Below are 17,842 nucleotides of genomic sequence, written 5' to 3' on the forward strand. Positions count from 1 at the left end.
GGCGTCGGTCTCCGACGGCGCGACGAAGCTCACGAACGCGGGGACGGCGGGCGCCGGGGCGAGCGCCTCGACGGAGTCGGGGTCGGCGGCGATCACCGAGCGGGTCGCGCGGCGGCGGGGGCGGGCGACGACGGCGGTGGGCTCGGGCGAGCTGAACGGCGCGGCGAACCGCGGCAGCTCCGGCTCGGGCTCCAGGTCCGGTTCGGGCTCCGGTTCGGGGGCGACCTCGGCCGCCTCGGCCTCGTCGTCCCCGGGGACCTCGCTGCTGCCGGGGGCGACGACGGTCTTCGTCTCCTCCGGTTCTGCGCTGGTCTCCTCGGCGGTGGTCTCGGTGTCGGTGCTGGTGAAGTCGCTATCGGCCACGAGGGCTCGTCTCCTCATGCACTCCCGGGCGCCGATCGGATGACTGGCGGCCGCGCAGGAGCACGGGTTGGGCGGGACGGGCCGTCGCTCGTGGGTGGGTGCGAAGTGGCTCGTCCTGCGGAAGTCTGGGGTCGGCCTCCGCGCGGCGGTTGCCGCGGCGGGAGCCGGACTGCTGGTGGTGCCCGGACCCGGCTTCAGGTCCGGTCCTGCTGGTCCCTGCGTTCCTGCTGGTCTGGCGTGGTGCTGGTCTTCGGTGGTCTGTCGGCCGGGCCCGGGTGGGCCGGTCGGGGTGCGTCACGTCTGGCAGCCGTGCCGCTCGACGTCGCGTGGCCCCGGGGTCCTACGGTCAGACCGCCGCGTGCCCCCCGCTGACGAGGATGCGCGCTGCGCGGTCAGGACCGAGCGGATCGGCCACGGTCCCGCTGTCGTCGAGCCGGCCCTGCGCCTCACGCACGGCCCGTGGGGGCAACGGCGGGTGCAGGTCGGCGACGGCAGCCAGTGCGGCCAACACGTCGTCAGGTCGTACGGCGGGCGTCAGCTGCCGGACGACCATGTGCAGTATGGCACAACCTGCCTCCTCGGCCGCCGACGCGCTGGCGACCGAAGCCCGCGCGTCGATGTCCTTGAGGCCGTTCTTCGTGCGCTTGGCGACGGTCACGACGTCGCTGGCGAGGAACGCCTCGACCGCCGGCTGCAGCTCGGCCAGCGTCACGCCGGGCAGCTCGACCCGCCAGACCGAGGTGTCGATCCGGTCGGCGAGGGAGCCGGTCCCCTCTCCCGCCTCCACGCACTCCAGGATCGCGACCTCGACGGGGAGCGAGGCGTCGAGCGCCTGCCGCACGGCCTCCGGGTCGCACCGGACCGAGAGCCCGATCTCCAGGTACTCGGCCTCGCTCGCGGAGCCGGTCGGGGCGGCACCGAGGTAGGAGATCTTCGGGTGCGGACTGAAGCCGGCGGAGAACGCCATCGGGACCTGGGCGCGGCGCAGCGCGCGCTCGAGGGTGCGCGCCAGGTCGCGGTGGGAGGCGAACCGCAGCCGGCCACGCTTGGCGTAGCGGATCCGGAGCTTCTGGACGGTCGGGGGCGGCGGGGGCCCGTCGGGCTGGCGCGCCATCAGACGACGGTCAGCGGGAGCAGGCTGCGGCCGGTGGGGCCGATCTGGATCTCGGTGCCCATCGTCGGGCAGACCCCGCAGTCGTAGCAGGGGGTCCACCGGCAGTCGGCGACCTCCTCCTCCGAGAGCGCCTCCTGCCAGTCCTCCCAGAGCCACTCCTTGTCCAGCCCGGAGTCCAAGTGGTCCCAGGGCAGGACCTCGTGCTCGGTCCGCTCGCGGGTGGTGAACCAGTCGAGGTCGACGCCGTAGGGCGCCAGCTCCTCCTGTGCCGCCGTCGTCCACCGGTCGAAGGAGAAGTGCTCGCTCCAGCCGTCGAACTTCCCGCCGTCCCGCCAGACCCGCTCGATGACCCGGCCGACGCGGCGGTCGCCGCGGGACAGGAGCCCTTCGATCACGCCGGGCTTGCCGTCGTGGTAGCGCAGGCCGATGGACCGGCCGATGCGGCGGTCCTCGTTGATCTTCTGCCGGAGCACCCGCAGCCGGTGGTCGATGGTCTCGGCGCTGGCCTGGCTCGCCCACTGGAACGGGGTGTGCGGCTTGGGGACGAACCCGCCGATCGAGACGGTGCAGCGGATGTCCTTCTGCCCGCTGGCCTCGCGGCCGGCCTTGATCACCTCGACGGCGAGGTCGGCGATCTCCAGCACGTCCTCGTCGGTCTCGGTGGGCAGACCGCACATGAAGTAGAGCTTCACCTGGCGCCAGCCGTTGGCGTACGCCGTCGTCACCGTGCGGACGAGGTCCTCCTTGGACACCGTCTTGTTGATGACCCGGCGGATGCGCTCACTGCCGCCCTCGGGGGCGAAGGTGAGGCCGCTGCGCCGTCCGTTCCGGGACAGCTCGTTGGCGAGGGTGACGTTGAACGCGTCGACGCGGGTCGACGGCAGGCTGAGGCTGGTGTTCGTGCCCTCGTAGCGGTCGGCGAGCTCCTTGGCGAGCTGGCCGATCTCGGAGTGGTCGGCGCTGGAGAGGCTGAGGAGTCCGACCTCCTCGTACCCGGTCGCCTTGAGCCCCTGCTCGACCATCGACCCGATGCCGGTGATCGTCCGCTCCCGCACCGGGCGGGTGATCATCCCGGCCTGGCAGAAGCGGCAGCCGCGCGTGCAGCCGCGGAAGATCTCGACGCTCATCCGCTCGTGCACCGACTCGGCCAGCGGCACGATCGGCGTCTTCGGGTAGGGCCACTCGTCGAGGTCCATGACGGTCCGCTTGCCGACCCTGGCGGGGACGTCGTCCCGGGTGCGCTGCACGCGCGCGATGGCGCCGTCCGAGCCGTAGACGACGTCGTAGAAGCGCGGCACGTAGACACCCTCGACGCGGGCGAGACGGGCCAGCAGCTCGATCCGGCCGCCGGGCCTCCCCTGCGCCTTCCACGCCTTGACGACGTCGGTGATGTCGCCGACGACCTGCTCGCCGTCGCCGAGGACGGCGCAGTCGACGAAGTCGGCGACCGGCTCGGGGTTGAAGGCCGCGTGACCGCCGGCGACGACGACCGGGTGGGTCTCGTCGCGGTCCTGCGCGAGGATCGGGACGCCGGCGAGGTCGAGCGCCTCGAGCAGGTTCGTGTACCCGAGCTCGGTCGCGAAGCTGACACCGAGCAGGTCGAAGTCCCGGACGGCGCGGTGCCCGTCGACGGTGAACTGCGGGACGCCGTTCTCGCGCATGAGGGCGGCAAGGTCGGGCCAGACGGCGTAGGTGCGCTCGGCCAGGGCGTCCGGGCGCTCGTTGAGCACCTCGTACAGGATCATCAGCCCCTGGTTCGGCAGCCCCACCTCGTAAGCGTCGGGATACATCAGCGCCCAGTGGACATCGGCGTCCTCCCAGGGCTTGACCTGGGAGTTCAGTTCACCGCCGACGTACTGGATCGGCTTCTGGATCTGAGCCAGCAACGGCTCGAGGCGGGGGTACAGGGTCTGACCAGTCATGACCCGTCCAGGGTAGCCGCCGGGCGGATGACGATCAGGTGACCTGATCGTCCGGGGTCCTGGCTCACGGTCGACGGTGAGCCAGGACCACCCCAGCTGAGCCAGGACGGCGGCGCGGCGGTCCTCAGCCCAGGTCGGGGAAGAAGAGCGTGATCTCGCGCTCGGCGGACTCGGGCGAGTCCGAGCCGTGGACGATGTTGTTCTGCACCTCGAGCGCGAAGTCGCCGCGGATGGTGCCGGGTGCGGCCTTCACCGGGTCGGTCGCGCCGGCGAGCGCGCGGAACGCCTCGATGGCGCGCGGGCCCTCGACGACCAGCGCCATGAGCGGGCCGCTGGTGATGAACTCGACGAGCGAGCCGAAGAACGGGCGCTCGCGGTGCTCGGCGTAGTGCGTCTCGGCGACGTCGGCGGTCAGCGTGCGCAGCTCGGCGGCGACCAGCCGCAGGCCCTTGCGCTCCAGACGGGTGATCACCTCGCCGACCAGGCCACGGGCGACGCCATCAGGCTTGACGAGGACGAGGGTGCGTTCGGTCACGGGGCGGCAGCCTACGGGCAGGTCGGCACGCCCTGACCGGGCCCCGCTCGAGGCCGGACTCCGACAGGCCCCCGGCAACGAGTGCTCCGGCTAGGCTGCGCCGTCATCGACAGCGACCGGGACCGCCGGATCCAGCAGATCGCGGCGCGCGGCCTCCTGCTCCAGGAGCAGGTCGACGGCCACGTGACCTCCGAAGGCGGGCAGCCGGGCATCGGACCGGAACTGCTCGAGCGCTGGCGCCGGGCCGTCGAACCCCAGGGGACCGCCTGGTTCGACAAGCGCCTGCGCTGGGGCGAACCCTGGACCTTCGCCCCCGGTGCTGCGGACGCCCGGCAGTGGCCGGACGTCCTCCGGGAACTGTGCCGCTCGGCTCCCCTCTGCCTGCACCCGGGGATGCTCCGACCTGATCGGTTGCGGCCGGGCGGGCCGGTGCCCTTCGAGGAACTGCTGCTCCCCACTGTCCACGTCGGGCGCCGCCGTCTCCTGGAACGCCTCCGGCGCGACAGCGGAACACCCGAGGAGTTCCCGGTCGACGTCATGACCATGGACGCCTACCTGGGGCTCGAGCACGCCCTCCTCGACCATGTCTCGTGGCTGTCCGAGGAGGCACTGGCCGTCGAGTTCCGGGGCACCTCGGCCGGCCGCGCCCTGACCGCGGCGCTCGGTTTCCCGGCCACGGGGACGCCGAGCCGAGAGCGCTACGACGCCTTCGTGCACCAGTACCTCGAGGCGGGCTGGCTGCCGCTGCTGGAGAAGTACCCGGTGCTCGGTCGGCTGGTCGCGACCTCCGTCGTCCTCTGGGTGGACGCCACGGCCGAGCTCGTCGGCCGGCTGCGCACCGACCGGGACGAGCTGAGCCGCTCGTTCGGCATCCGCGAGCACGTGCGGGTCGCGCGCTTCGACGGCGCACTCGGTGACCGGCATCGCGGTGGCCGCTCGGTCACCAGCGTCCTGTTCGACGACGGAGGCCTCGTCGTCTACAAGCCGAAGCCGCTGGCGATGGAGGCGCGCTTCAACGAGCTCGTCGACTGGTTCAACGACGCCGGTGCCACTCCTCCGCTGCGCTCGACGACGGTGCTGGATCGCGGGGACTACGGATGGACGGAGTACGTCGACGACCGCGAGTGCACCACGGCGGACGACGTCTCGCGGTACTACACCCGGGCCGGGATGCTGCTCGCCGTCCTCCACCTGCTGCGCGCCACGGACTGCCACTACGAGAACCTGATCGCCCACGGCGACCAGCCCGTCCTGGTGGACGCCGAGACGCTGATGTACCCGGACCCTCGCCCGCTCGACGCAGGCGAGTCCGTCCTCGACGGCGAGGGCCTGCGCGATCAGATGCTGGGCGTATCGGTCCTGCGCGTCGGACTTCTCCCCCAGTGGCGCCTCCACGCAGGCGTCGCGTACGACAACAGCGGCCTCGCCGCCGCGACACGGCCTTCCCGCGGTGACCAGGACGCCGTCCACGTGTGGACCGATGTGAACACCGACGCGATGCGCCGGATCCGTGCCCGGCCGGAGCCGACCCTCGGCCGCCACGTCGTCCGCCTGGACGGCCGGCCGCAGTCCGTGCTGGACCACGCGGAGCACCTGGTCGACGGATTCCGCTCGGCCTACCGGCTGCTGGCGAGCCGGCGACGCGAGCTGCTCGATCCCCTCGGGCCGCTGGAACGGATGCGGAGCTGTCCGACGCGGTTCATCCACCGCGCCACGCGCTTCTACGCGGCCCTCCTGGCGGGGAGCCGTCAGCCGGAGCAGCTCCGCAGCGGGGTCGATCTCGGGCTGTACCTGGAGCAGCTGGCGAGGCCGTTCCTGGCCGGCCCGACGAGGCCGGCGCTCTGGCCGGTGTTCCACCACGAGCTGCGCGCCGCCGCGCGGCTGGACGTTCCCCTGCTGACGACGAGGCCCGACACGCGGGACCTCCACTGCGGGGACGGAACCCGCGTACGGGACGCCTTCCGGCGCGCTGCCTACGACACGGTGCTCGATCAGCTGCAGTTGTTCGACGAGGGCGACCTGGCCAGGCAGGTCCGCGTCATCGAAGCCTCCCTGGCCGCGCGCGTGGGACGACGGCAGAGGCCGCGACCGCCGGCGCCGTCCCTCGCCTCGCCGCTGGGCTGCGCGGACCGCCCCGACCTGCTCGCGGCGGCCCTGGACATCGGACGCGCCATCGAGGCCACTGCGATCACCGACGGCGCCGGCGCGGTGAACTGGATCGGCCTCCAGTACCTCGACGAGGGCGACTGCCACGAGATCGACGTCCTCAACGACTTCTTGTACGACGGGGTCGCCGGTGTGGCCGTTTTCCTCGCCGCCCTGTTCCGCTCGACCGGCGACGCGAAGTGGGCGGACCTGGCCCTTCGTGCGCTCGGCGGCCCGCGTCGGCGGCTGCGTGCCGTCGAGCCCTCGGCCAGGCAGATGACGGCCCGGCTCCGTGGGATCGGGGCCGGCTCGGGCCTGGGCAGCCTCCTCTACGCCATGAGCGCCGTGGCGGGGCATCTCGAAGGAACCGACGCAGCGCCGGCCCTGCTCGCGGACGCCACATCGCTGGCGCACTGGTTCACCCCTGCGACGATCGCCGCGGACGACCGGCTCGACGTGCTGGGCGGGGGCGCCGGCGCGCTGCTGGCGCTGCTCGCCCTGCACCGGGCCACCGGCGACCCGGACGTGCTGGCCCGAGCGCTGGACTGCGGCGAGCACCTGGTCAGCGCGGGGTCGTACAACGGAAACGTTGAGCCGCCGTCCGCGCGGCTCACCGGTTTCGCGCACGGCGCGGCCGGCCTCGCCTTCGCCCTCGCCCGCCTCTCGGCCGCGACGTCCGAGCACGCCCTCCTCGGCGGGGCGCTGGAACACCTGGAGTACGAGAGGGCGCGTTTCAGTGCCGAGCACGACAACTGGCCCGACCTCCGACCGCGGCTGTCCGAGGCCGGCCCCTGGCCGGTCAAGTGGTGCCACGGCGCCGCCGGCATCACCTTGTCCCGGTTGGGGATCCTGCGTGTCGTCGACGATCCCGCCCTCAGGTCGGAGATCGTCGTCGGCCTCCGGACGACGCGGCGGAACTACCTCCAGGACCTCGACTCGCTGTGCTGCGGCAACATGGGCAGGGTCGAGGTGTTCGCCGTCGCCGCCGACGTCCTCGACGCGGCCGATCTCCACGACCTGGCTCGGTCAGGGGCCGAGGCCGTCCTGGTGCGCCGTGTCCGGGAGAAGGACTTCCAGGTCTTCCCGGGCGAGGGCCTGCACCACCCAGGCCTCTTCCCAGGGACGGCGGGCATCGGCTACCAGCTGCTCCGGGTGCACGATCCCCGGCTGCCCAGCGTCCTGCTCTGGGACTGACGCCGCCTAGCAGCAGCCAGCGTGGTTGCCACCGCAGGAGGCCGTGTGACAGAGCTTGGGCGCCGAGTCCTGGCTCATCATGCCGTTGGCGACGTCCATGAGCTCGCTCTCGGTGAACGTGGTGGGCGCGCGGGCGAAGAGGACGTCGGCGTAGAACCCGTACAGCCACTCCTTGTCGAGGCTGTAGCCCTTGGCCGACCCCGCCTCCTCGATGAGGGTGGTCACGGCGTCGAAGTCGGATGCGCGTTCGATCCGAGTGCGCAGCGACTCGTCCTGCAACAGCTCCTGCAGCTCCCTCATCTTCGTTCCGGCCTCGGCCACGTTGCCTCCCCCTGTGCTCTCGCCGGCCGGCAGACGTGCCGCGCCGGGCCCGATGGCCGGAACGTAGCAGCGACACAGGCACCGACGGGTCTCGTTGCGCGCGGTTTCTCGTGAGTTGGAGTCACGGGATCGGCCGGGACCCCCACGGCGAGCCGAGAAGCTCCTTGCGCACCTGCAGCAGGTAGAGCCAGATGAGCACGAACGCCCCGGCGACGAACCACATCACGCTGTTGAGCAGCCCGGTCAGGAGCAGCGGCACCTGTAGGACGGTGCCGATCAGCACGCCGCGCTCCCGGCGCTGGACCCCGGCGGCCAGGATCAGGACGACGGCCAGGACGAGCAGGTACGTGAGCCGTGCCGCGGTGAGACCGGCCCCGTCCTGGGCGATGCCGCGCGGGACGAACAGCGTCGCGATGCCCTCGAGCACGAGGAGACCGGCCGCCGCACCGCCCAGCGCCCGCCCCGCGCGGACCGGATCGGGCGCCGTCACGGGTTCCGCCGCGTCATCAGGGTGCGGGCCTCCCCCGCCGTGATCACGCTGCCGGTCACGAGCACGCCCGAGCCGCCCAGGGCGTCGTCCGGACCGGCCTCGGCGAGCTCGATGGCCTCCGACAGGGCGTCGGCCAGCCGCGGGGAGACGCTGACCCGGTCGGCGCCGAAGACGTCGACCGCCAGCGCCCCCAGCTCGTCGGCCGGCATCGCCCGCGACGAGCGGTTCTGTGTCACGACGACCTCGGCGCAGACGTCCTCGAGGGCGGCCAGGATCCCGGCGACGTCCTTCCCTGCCACGCAGCCGACGACACCGATCAGCCGCGTGAAGTCGAAGGACTCCTTGATCGCGTCGACCGTCGCGGCCATGCCGGCCGGGTTGTGCGCGGCGTCGACGAGCACGGTCGGGCTGGTGCGCACCCGCTCCAGCCGCCCGGGCGAGCGCACCGAGGCGAACGCCGCGCGGACCGTCTCCTGCTCGATCGGCCCCGTCGCGGCCCCGGCGCCGAGGAACGCCTCGACCGCCGCCAGCGCCGTCACCGCGTTCTGCGCCTGGTGTGCACCGAACAGCGGCAGGAAGACCTCCTCGTACTCCCCGCCGAGGCCCTGCAGGCGCACCTGCTGGCCGCCGACGGCGACCCGCCGCTCGAGGACGCCGAACTCGGTGCCTTCTCGCGCCACGACGGCCTCGACCTCGACGGCCCGCCGCACGAGGGAGTCGAGCGCACCCGGCTGCTGGTGGGCCAGGACGGCGATCGAGTCGGCCTTGATGATCCCGGCCTTCTCCCCGGCGATGGTGGCGACGTCCGGCCCCAGGTACTCGGCGTGGTCCAGGTCCACCGGCGTGACGACCGCGACCCGCGCGTCGGCCACGTTGGTGGCGTCCCAGGTGCCGCCCATGCCGACCTCGATGACGGCGACGTCGACCGGTGCGTCGGCGAAGAGCGCGTAGGCCATGCCGACCGTGACCTCGAAGAAGCTCATCGGGACCTCGCCCGCGGCGTCCACCATCTGCACGTAGGGCGCGATGTCGTCGTAGGTCTCGACGAAGCGCTCCGCGCTCACCGGTTCGCCGTCCAGGACGATCCGCTCCCGGATCGACTCCAGGTGCGGGCTGGTGAACCGGCCGACGCGCAGGCCGAAGCCGCGCAGCAGCTCGTCGATCATGCGCGCCGTCGACGTCTTGCCGTTGGTGCCGGCCACCTGGATGACGGGCATGGCCCGGTGCGGCGAGCCGAGGAGGTCCACCAGCGCGGTGATGCGGGTCAGCGAGGGCTCGAGCCGGTTCTCGGGCCAGCGGGCCAGCAGCTCCTTCTCGACGCGGGCCATGTCACCGGTGCTGCTGCTCATCCTCGTCAGGATGCCAGCCGCCGTGTTCCTAGACTGAGGCCCATGGTCACCGACACCCGCGCCCCGGATCCTGCGACGCCGGCAGTCGCTGCGGGTGTACCCGAGAAGCCCTCCATCGACGGGCTCGAGGAGAAGTGGATCGAGCGCTGGGCGGCCGAGGACGCCTACGCGTTCGACCGCGCCGCAGCGCTGGACCCGGCGACGCCGCGCGACCGGATCTACTCGATCGACACTCCCCCGCCGACCGCCAGCGGCTCGCTGCACGTCGGCCACGTCTTCAGCTACACCCACACCGACTTCATCGCCCGCTACCAGCGGATGCGCGGCAAGCACGTCTTCTACCCGATGGGCTGGGACGACAACGGGCTGCCGACCGAGCGCCGGGTGCAGAACTACTACGGCGTCCGGTGCGATCCGTCGCTGCCCTACGACCCGTCGTTCGAGCCGCCGGAGAAGCCCGGCAAGGACCAGCAGCCGATCTCCCGGCGGAACTTCGTCGAGCTCTGCATGCGGCTGACGGAGGAGGACGAGCACGCCTTCGAGCAGCTGTGGCGCCGCGTCGGGCTGTCCGTCGACTGGTCCAACGTCTACCGGACGATCTCCGAGACCTCCCGCGCGACCGCGCAGCGGATGTTCCTGCACAACCTCGCCCGCGGTGAGGCCTACGCCCAGGAGGCGCCGACCCTCTGGGACGTCACGTTTCGCACGGCCGTGGCGCAGGCCGAGCTCGAGGACCGCGAGCGGCCCGGCGCCTACCACCGGATCTCCTTCCACGGCCCGACCGGCCCGGTCTTCATCGAGACCACCCGGCCCGAGCTGCTGCCGGCCTGTGTCGCCCTCGTCGCCCACCCGGACGACGAGCGGTACCAGCCGCTCTTCGGCAAGACGGTGCGGACGCCGCTGTTCGACGTCGAGGTGCCGGTCGTCGCGCATCGCCTCGCCGAGATCGACAAGGGCTCGGGCATCGCAATGATCTGCACGTTCGGCGACCTCAACGACGTCACCTGGTGGCGCGAGCTGCAGCTGCCGACCCGCGCGATCGTGGGCTGGGACGGCCGCCTGCTCGCCGAACCGCCGCCGGACGTCCCCGCCCAGCCCTACGCGGAGCTGGCCGGCAAGACGGTGTTCAGCGCCCAGCAGCGGATCGTCGAGCTGCTGAAGGAGTCCGGCGACCTGCACGGCGAGCCGAAGCAGATCACCCACCCGGTGAAGTTCTTCGAGAAGGGCGAGCGTCCGCTCGAGATCGTCACCACGCGGCAGTGGTACATCCGCAACGGCGGCCGGGACGCCGACCTGCGCGAGGCCCTGATCGCGCGGGGCAGGGAGATCCAGTGGGTGCCCGAGCACATGCGGCACCGCTACGACAACTGGGTCGAGGGTCTCAACGGCGACTGGCTGATCAGCCGCCAGCGGTTCTTCGGCGTGCCGTTCCCGGTCTGGTACCGGCTGGACACCGAGGGCGAGCCGGACTTCTCCGACCCTCTGCTCGCTCCCGAGTCGTCCCTGCCGGTCGATCCGTCGTCCGACGTCCCCGAGGGGTTCACCGAGGATCAGCGCGGCAAGCCGGGCGGCTTCATGGCCGACCCCGACGTCATGGACACGTGGGCGACGTCGTCCCTGTCGCCGCAGGTGTCGTCGGGCTGGGACACCGATCCCGAGCTGTTCGCCCGGGTCTTCCCGATGGACCAACGGCCGCAGGCGCACGACATCATCCGGACCTGGCTGTTCTCCACCGTCGTCCGGGCCCACTTCGAGCACGGCACGGTGCCCTGGACGCACGCCACCATCTCGGGCTTCGTGGTCGACCCCGACCGCAAGAAGATGTCGAAGTCCAAGGGCAACGCGACGACACCGATCGACGTCCTGGAGCGGTACGGCACGGACGCCGTCCGGTGGCGCGCCGCCGGTGCCCGTCCGGGCGCGGACTCGCCGTTCGACGAGACGCAGATGAAGGTCGGCCGGCGGCTGGCGATGAAGATCCTCAACGTCGGCAAGTTCGTGCTGGGGCTGGGTGCGGGGTCCGTGGACGTCGACCGCGCGGCGGAGCGCATCACCGAGCCGATCGACCTGGCGCTGCTGACCTCGCTGGCGGGGGTCGTCGACGAGGCGACCGCCGCGATGGAGGCCTTCAACTACACCCGCGCGCTCGAGGTGGCCGAGACGTTCTTCTGGTCGTTCTGCGACGACTACGTGGAGCTGGTCAAGTCCCGCGCCTACCGGTCAGGGGCGGACGCCGAGTCGGCGCACGCCGCGCTGGCCCTGGCACTCGCGGTGCAGTTGCGCCTGTTCGCCCCGGTGCTGCCGTTCGTGACCGAAGAGGTCTGGTCGTGGTGGCAGAGCGGTTCGGTGCACCGCGCCCCGTGGCCGGTCGCCGGTGAGCTCCCGTCGGGCGGGGACCCGGCGGTCGTGTCGGCCGCCGCCGAGGCGCTGGCCGGGGTGCGCAAGGCCAAGTCGGACGCGAAGCAGTCGATGCGGGCCGACGTCGAGTCCGCGACCGTGACGGCGTCGGCGGACCAGGTGCCGCTGGTGGAGGCCATCCGCAGCGACCTGGTGGACGCCGGCCGGATCGCCACGCTGTCGGTCGTCGCCGGCGACGGTCCGCTGAGCGTCGACGTCGTCCTCGCCCCGGCTCCTTCGACCGACAACTGAACATCAGCGGCCCACAATCACTGCGATTGTGGGCCGCTGGCGTTCACCGGGTCAGCGCTGTCCACAAGGAGGCCGCGGCGCTGGGCGCTGGTGAGACACCCTTCCCGGCGTGCACCGCCTCACCAGCCTGCTCCCTCACGGCGTCGCTCGACGCCAGGACGTCACGAGGGCGACGAGCTCCAGCAGCGTCGGCCGCTGGCTGGCCCGTGGCGACCTGGTGCTCCTTCACCCCGGCGTCGTGGCGTTGCCGGACCGCGCGGCGGACTGGCCCGTCCGCGCCGAGGCTGCGTGCCTGTGGGCGGGAGGGCCGCTCAGCCATCTGTCGGCTCTGACGGCGACCGGCCTGATCGCCCCGTCATCGGGCCCACTGCATGTGACGGTGTCGGTCAAGGCCAGCCCGCGCGGCGCCAAGCATGTCCTCGCTCACCGGTCCGACCGGCGGGTGACCACCATCCGCTGTGGACGCCTCGAGGCTCTTGAACCGTGCCGGAGCCTCGTCGACGCCTGGGCCTGGTCGCACGTTCCACGCCGCAACGCAGATGCGCGCAAGGAGACGGCGGTCGTCCGTCAGGTTGCCATCGAAGGTGTGCGCTCGGGCGACTTCCGCTGGGCGGCGTTGCGGGCCGAGTCCGACCGCCGCCCCCTCCACCCCGGGCGGCAGACACTGCTGAGACTGCTGGACCTGTTGGCCGGCGGCTGCGAGAGCGAACTGGAGATCTGGGGCGCCACCCGTGTGCTGCCAGGACCGCCGCAGCTGCCCCGCTGGGTCCAGCAGCATCCCGTCCGGCTGGGCGACGGCCGGTGGGTCCGCCTGGACGCCGCCTACCCGGAGGCGCGCGTTGCGGTGGAGTTGGACGGCGCGGCGTTCCATGGCAGCCGCACCCCACGGGAGCGTGACTTGCGCCGCGACAGCGCCCTGGCCGCGCTCGGCTGGGTGGTCCTGAGGTTCAGCTTCGAGCGGCTCATGCGGGATCCCGAGGGCTGCCGTCGGGAGATCGTGGCCGTCGTCCGCGGCCGAATGATGATCCGGTGAACGCCAGAGGCCCAGAACCGCTGGGGTTCTGGGCCTCTGGCGTTCAGTACTCGGTGAGCCGAGTGCTACGCGGACTTCTCGCGGCGCTCGCGGGTGGGCTTGCGCGGCACGATCGTCGGGTTCACGTGCTCCAGGACGACCTCCTTGGTGATCACCACGGAGGCGACGTCCTCACGGCTGGGGATGTCGTACATGACCGACTGGAGCACCTCCTCCATGATCGCGCGGAGCCCACGGGCGCCGGTGCCGCGGAGGATGGCCTGGTCGGCGATCGCCTCGAGTGCGTCGTCGGTGAACTCCAGCTCCACGCCGTCGAGCTCGAACAGCTTCCGGTACTGGCGCACCAGGGCGTTCTTCGGCTCGGTGAGGATGTTGATCAGCGCCTCGCGGTCGAGCTTCTGCACGCTGGTGATCACCGGGAGCCGGCCGATGAACTCGGGGATCATGCCGAACTTCAGCAGGTCCTCGGGCATGACCTCCGCGAAGGCGTTGGCCTCGGCGATCTCGGCCTTGCCGCGGATCTCGGCACCGAAGCCGATGCCCTGCTTGCTGGTGCGCTGCTCGATGACCTTCTCCAGGCCGGCGAACGCGCCACCCACGATGAACAGCACGTTCGTCGTGTCGATCTGGATGAACTCCTGGTGCGGGTGCTTGCGGCCACCCTGCGGGGGAACCGACGCCGTCGTCCCTTCGAGGATCTTCAGCAGCGCCTGCTGGACGCCCTCACCGGAGACGTCGCGGGTGATCGACGGGTTCTCGCTCTTGCGGGCGATCTTGTCGACCTCGTCGATGTAGATGATGCCGGTCTCGGCGCGCTTCACGTCGTAGTCGGCGGCCTGGATGAGCTTGAGGAGGATGTTCTCGACGTCCTCACCCACGTAGCCGGCCTCGGTCAGCGCCGTGGCGTCGGCGATGGCGAAGGGCACGTTGAGCATCCGCGCGAGGGTCTGGGCCAGGTGGGTCTTGCCGCAGCCGGTCGGCCCCATCAGCAGGATGTTGGACTTGGCGAGCTCGACGCCCTCGTCGCGGCGGTCACCGCCGGCCTGGATCCGCTTGTAGTGGTTGTAGACGGCCACCGAGAGGGTCCGCTTGGCCTTGTCCTGGCCGATGACGTACTGCTCGAGGAAGTCGTGGATCTCCTTCGGCTTCGGCAGCTCGTCGAACTTCAGGTCCGAGGACTCCGAGAGCTCTTCCTCGATGATCTCGTTGCAGAGGTCGATGCACTCGTCGCAGATGTAGACCCCGGGGCCCGCGATGAGCTTCTTGACCTGCTTCTGGCTCTTCCCGCAGAAGGAGCACTTGAGCAGGTCACCGCTCTCACCGATTCGTGCCACCTGCTGACCTCCACCTGTGAATCGCCGGTCCTGGATCAGGAGCCTGCGTCTTGATTCTGACTGCTCAGCCCCTGCGAAGCCTCATCTTTCGGGCTGCTGCCGCGAGGCTGTCCTCCCGGCGTCACTAGCCGGGGATCGGGCGTCCGCAGACCGTAACCCCCATCACCGACGAGGCCGGGCAATGACTCACCCGGTTCGCCGGACGTCCCACTTCTGTCCCGCTGGCGTCCTTCGCCCCGCTGTCATCGACGGTACGGGCCGAGGGCGTCTGTCGCGACGCCCTCGACCCGGCCGATCAGACGGCGGGAAGTGCGTTGAGCTTCCGGCTCTGGATGACCTCGTCGACGATGCCGTAGGCCTTCGCCTCCGGAGCCGTGAGGATCTTGTCGCGCTCGATGTCGGTGCGGACCTGCTCGAGGGTGTTCCCGGTGTGGCGCGCCAGGATCTCCTCCATCTGCGACCGCACGCGCTGGATCTCGGCGGCGTGGATCTCGAGGTCGGAGACCTGCCCACCGGACTCACCCGACGGCTGGTGGATCAGCACCCGCGAGTAGGGCAGCGCCAGTCGCTTGCCCGGGGTCCCGGCCGCGAGCAGGACGGCGGCGGCCGAGGCTGCCTGGCCCATGCAGACGGTCTGGATGTCCGGGCGGACGAACATCATCGTGTCGTAGATCGCCATGAGCGACGTGAACGAGCCGCCGGGCGAGTTGATGTAGATCGTGATGTCGCGGTCGGGGTCGGCGGACTCCAGCGTGATCAGCTGGGCCATCACGTCGTTGGCCGAGGCGTCGTCGATCTGCACCCCGAGGAAGATGATCCGTTCCTCGAAGAGCTTGTTGTAGGGGTTGGACTCCTTCATGCCGTAGCTCGTGCGCTCCACGAAGGAGGGCAGGATGTAACGGCTGGAGGGCATCTGGAAGCTCATGTAAGGGTTCTCCGAACCGTCAGTTGTCGGTGACCGGGTTGCTGTTGTCGGTCATGGCGGCGCGGCTCACCACGTGGTCGACGAAGCCGTACTCGAGGGCCTCCTGGGCGGTGAACCAGCGGTCGCGGTCGGAGTCCTTCTCGATCTGCTCGATCGGCTGACCGGTGTGCTGCGACTGCAGCTCGTTGAGCTCGCGCTTCGTGCGCCGGAACAGGTCGGCCTGGATGGCGATGTCGGAGGCGGTACCGCCGACGCCGGCCGACGGCTGGTGCATCATGATCCGCGCGTGCGGCAGGGCGTAGCGCTTGCCCGCGGTGCCCGCGGTCAGCAGGAACTGGCCCATGGAGGCGGCCAGGCCCATGCCGTAGGTGGCCACGTCGCAGTCGATGAACTGCATCGTGTCGTAGATGGCCATGCCGGCGGTCACCGAGCCGCCGGGCGAGTTGATGTAGAGGTGGATGTCGCGCTTCGGGTCCTCGGCGGACAGCAGCAGCATCTGGGCGGCCAGCTGGTTGGCGATGACGTCGTCGACCTGGCTGCCCAGGAAGATGATCCGCTCGCGGAGCAGGCGCTCGTAGACGGAGTCTCCGAGGTTCATCATTCCGCTGGCGCCGCGCATCATCGGTGCGCTCGCCGAGTTCGGGTGGGTAATGCTCACGGGTGCGGTGACCTCCGTAGGACTGTTCTGATCAGTCGGTCTCGGTGGGGTGGTGCGGGCTTCGAACGGCCCTCCGGGAGGCGGTACCCCCCGGCGATCGCCTGAGTCCTGTCGACCCTAACGCGGTCCCCCGACGACACAGTCCCCGTCGGGGCGGTGTTCGCCGACGGCGCAGCGAACATCCCGGAAATGCGGACGACGCCGCTCCACCCGGGTCGGGCGGAGCGGCGTCGTCGGCCGGCTGGAGTGCCTGTTTCAGGCCTTCGCGTCGTCCTCGTCGGTGACCTCGACCGGGCCAGGGGCCTCGTCCTCGGCGGCGGGAGTGGCGGGACGCGTCTGCGGGCGCAGCGCCTCGAGGTCGACGACGTTGCCCGACTCATCGGTGATCGTCGTCTGCTCGAGCAGCTGGGCCAGCGTCTTGGTCCGGCGGACGTCGGCGACGAACTCGGCGATGTTGCCGCCCTGCTGCAGCTGCTGCGCGTACTGCTCCGGGCTCATCCGGCTGCGCTGCGCCTGGGCCATGATCTGCGCCGAGAGGTCGTCGTTGTCGACGGTGACCTCACGGGCGTCGGCGATCGCGTCGAGGATGAACTGGGTGCGCACGGCCTCGTCGACAGTCTTGCGCTGGTCGGCGTCGTAGGCCTCGCGGCTCTCGACCCCGGAGACGGACAGGAAGCTGTCCCAGTCCATGCCGGCCTGCTGCAGCTCCTGCTCGAAGGCCCGGTTGCGCCACTCGATCTCGCGCTCGACGAGGTTCTCGGGCACGGGCACCTCGACGATCTCGAGCAGGTGCTCGACCAGCTTGTCGCGGGCCTGCGCGCCCTGGCCCAGCGTCTTGGTGCGGGTGAGCCGGGTGCGGACGTCGTCCCGCAGCTCGGCGAGGGTGTCGAACTCGCTGGCGGTCTGGGCGAAGTCGTCGTCCAGCTCGGGGAGGTCCTTGGTCTTCACCGAGCGGACGGTGACGGTGACCTCGGCGGTCTCGCCGGCGTTCGGGCCGGAGAGCAGCGCGGTGGTGAAGGTCTTCGACTCGTCGGCGGACAGCCCGCGGATCGCGTCGTCCAGGCCCTCCATCAGCTGGCCGGTGCCGACCTCGTAGGACATGCCGGTGGTCGAGCCGTCCTCGAGCACCTCGCCGTCCAGCTTCGCCTCGAGGTCGATGGACACGAAGTCGCCGTCCGCGGCGGCCCGGTCGACGCCGGTCAGCATCGCGAAGCGCTCGCGCATGACGTCGACCTGCTTGTCGATCTCCTCGTCGGTGACCTCGATGTCCTCGACGGTGACCGCGAGGTTCTCCAGCGGCGGCAGTTCCAGCTGCGGGGCGACGTCGACCTCGGCGGTGAAGGCCAGGGTGTCGTTGTCGTCGAGGCGGGTGACCTCGATGTCGGGCTGACCGAGCACGCGGACCTGGTTCTCGCGGACGACCTCGGAGTAGACCTCCGGGATCGCGTGCTGGACGACCTGCTCCAGGACGACGGGGCGCCCGATGCGCTGGTCGAGAACGCGGTTGGGCACCTTGCCGGGACGGAAGCCGGGGACGCGCACCTGCTTGCCGAGCTCCTTGTAGACCTCGCCGAACGCGTGGTCCAGGTCCCCCCAGGGCACCTCGATCGCCATCCGGACCCGCGTGGGGCCGAGTTCCTCGATGGTGCTCTTCACAGCGGCAGTGCTCCTTGATTGCGGACAGACAGGCGCCGGCGGACGTGGACGGCGCGGGATTGGCCACGAGTCTAGAGACGGGTGGGCCGCCAGGGGGCGGCGGGATCGGGCCCTGGCAGCGACGGTCGGGGTGACAGGATTTGAACCTGCGGCC

Annotated in this window: 13 protein-coding genes and 1 pseudogene; 3 read left to right on the top strand and 11 right to left on the bottom strand. The window is 71.1% G+C overall.

Annotation, left to right across the window (positions count from 1 at the left end):
• From E4P40_RS19760 to ndk, 4 genes and pseudogenes are all read right to left on the bottom strand, one after another.
• Window positions 1–363 (bottom strand): annotated as a pseudogene (locus E4P40_RS19760) (ribonuclease E/G); the annotation flags it as partial.
• A gap of 346 nt (window positions 364–709) precedes the next feature.
• A complete protein-coding gene (locus E4P40_RS19765; protein WP_135160210.1) occupies window positions 710–1,477 on the bottom strand; it encodes a TIGR03936 family radical SAM-associated protein in 768 nt (255 codons plus the stop codon).
• A complete protein-coding gene (locus tag E4P40_RS19770) occupies window positions 1,477–3,399 on the bottom strand; it encodes a TIGR03960 family B12-binding radical SAM protein (protein WP_135160211.1) in 1,923 nt (640 codons plus the stop codon). Before E4P40_RS19770 ends, E4P40_RS19765 begins: the two co-directional genes overlap by 1 nt.
• A 124-nt stretch (window positions 3,400–3,523) precedes the next feature.
• Window positions 3,524–3,934, bottom strand: a complete 411-nt coding sequence (gene ndk, locus E4P40_RS19775) for a nucleoside-diphosphate kinase (protein ID WP_135160212.1) — start codon at window positions 3,932–3,934, stop codon at window positions 3,524–3,526.
• Between the two features lie 81 nt (window positions 3,935–4,015).
• Here ndk and E4P40_RS19780 point away from each other — a divergent pair, with 81 nt between their 5' ends.
• Window positions 4,016–7,273, top strand: a complete 3,258-nt coding sequence (locus E4P40_RS19780) for a type 2 lanthipeptide synthetase LanM family protein (protein ID WP_135160213.1) — start codon at window positions 4,016–4,018, stop codon at window positions 7,271–7,273.
• A 6-nt stretch (window positions 7,274–7,279) separates the two neighbouring features.
• Here E4P40_RS19780 and E4P40_RS19785 read toward each other — a convergent pair whose 3' ends face one another.
• The 3 genes from E4P40_RS19785 to E4P40_RS19795 all read right to left on the bottom strand — a co-directional run bounded on the left by E4P40_RS19785 (window position 7,280) and on the right by E4P40_RS19795 (window position 9,433).
• Window positions 7,280–7,594: a Nif11-like leader peptide family natural product precursor gene (locus E4P40_RS19785; protein ID WP_135160214.1), complete on the bottom strand. Its 315-nt coding sequence runs from the start codon at window positions 7,592–7,594 to the stop codon at window positions 7,280–7,282.
• Window positions 7,595–7,715: 121 nt separating this feature from the next.
• A complete protein-coding gene (locus tag E4P40_RS19790) occupies window positions 7,716–8,084 on the bottom strand; it encodes a DUF4233 domain-containing protein (protein WP_135160215.1) in 369 nt (122 codons plus the stop codon).
• Window positions 8,081–9,433, bottom strand: coding sequence for a folylpolyglutamate synthase/dihydrofolate synthase family protein (locus tag E4P40_RS19795; RefSeq protein WP_135160216.1), 1,353 nt, complete (start codon window positions 9,431–9,433; stop codon window positions 8,081–8,083). Before E4P40_RS19795 ends, E4P40_RS19790 begins: the two co-directional genes overlap by 4 nt.
• A 42-nt stretch (window positions 9,434–9,475) precedes the next feature.
• Between E4P40_RS19795 and valS the strand changes: the two genes are divergently transcribed.
• Complete coding sequence (valS, locus tag E4P40_RS19800; protein WP_135160217.1) at window positions 9,476–12,082, top strand: valine--tRNA ligase; 2,607 nt, start codon at window positions 9,476–9,478, stop codon at window positions 12,080–12,082.
• Between the two features lie 109 nt (window positions 12,083–12,191).
• Window positions 12,192–13,115 carry a DUF559 domain-containing protein gene (locus tag E4P40_RS19805; RefSeq protein WP_135160218.1) on the top strand — a complete coding sequence of 308 codons (924 nt, stop codon included), beginning with the start codon at window positions 12,192–12,194 and terminating at the stop codon, window positions 13,113–13,115.
• Between the two features lie 65 nt (window positions 13,116–13,180).
• Here the strand turns inward: E4P40_RS19805 and clpX are convergent, their stop codons facing one another.
• The 4 genes from clpX to tig form a co-directional block, all read right to left on the bottom strand.
• Window positions 13,181–14,449, bottom strand: a complete 1,269-nt coding sequence (clpX, locus tag E4P40_RS19810) for an ATP-dependent Clp protease ATP-binding subunit ClpX (protein WP_135160219.1) — start codon at window positions 14,447–14,449, stop codon at window positions 13,181–13,183.
• Between the two features lie 295 nt (window positions 14,450–14,744).
• On the bottom strand, window positions 14,745–15,374 hold the full coding sequence (locus E4P40_RS19815; RefSeq protein ID WP_135160220.1) for an ATP-dependent Clp protease proteolytic subunit: 630 nt from the start codon (window positions 15,372–15,374) through the stop codon (window positions 14,745–14,747).
• 19 nt (window positions 15,375–15,393) lie between these two features.
• Window positions 15,394–16,026: an ATP-dependent Clp protease proteolytic subunit gene (locus E4P40_RS19820; protein WP_280790631.1), complete on the bottom strand. Its 633-nt coding sequence runs from the start codon at window positions 16,024–16,026 to the stop codon at window positions 15,394–15,396.
• 261 nt (window positions 16,027–16,287) lie between these two features.
• The gene (gene tig / locus E4P40_RS19825) at window positions 16,288–17,688 is read right to left on the bottom strand and encodes a trigger factor (protein ID WP_135160221.1); all 1,401 of its coding nucleotides are present in this window, start codon (window positions 17,686–17,688) and stop codon (window positions 16,288–16,290) included.
• Window positions 17,689–17,842: the final 154 nt, after the last annotated feature.

The sequence above is a fragment of the Blastococcus sp. CT_GayMR20 genome, assembly GCF_004570345.1.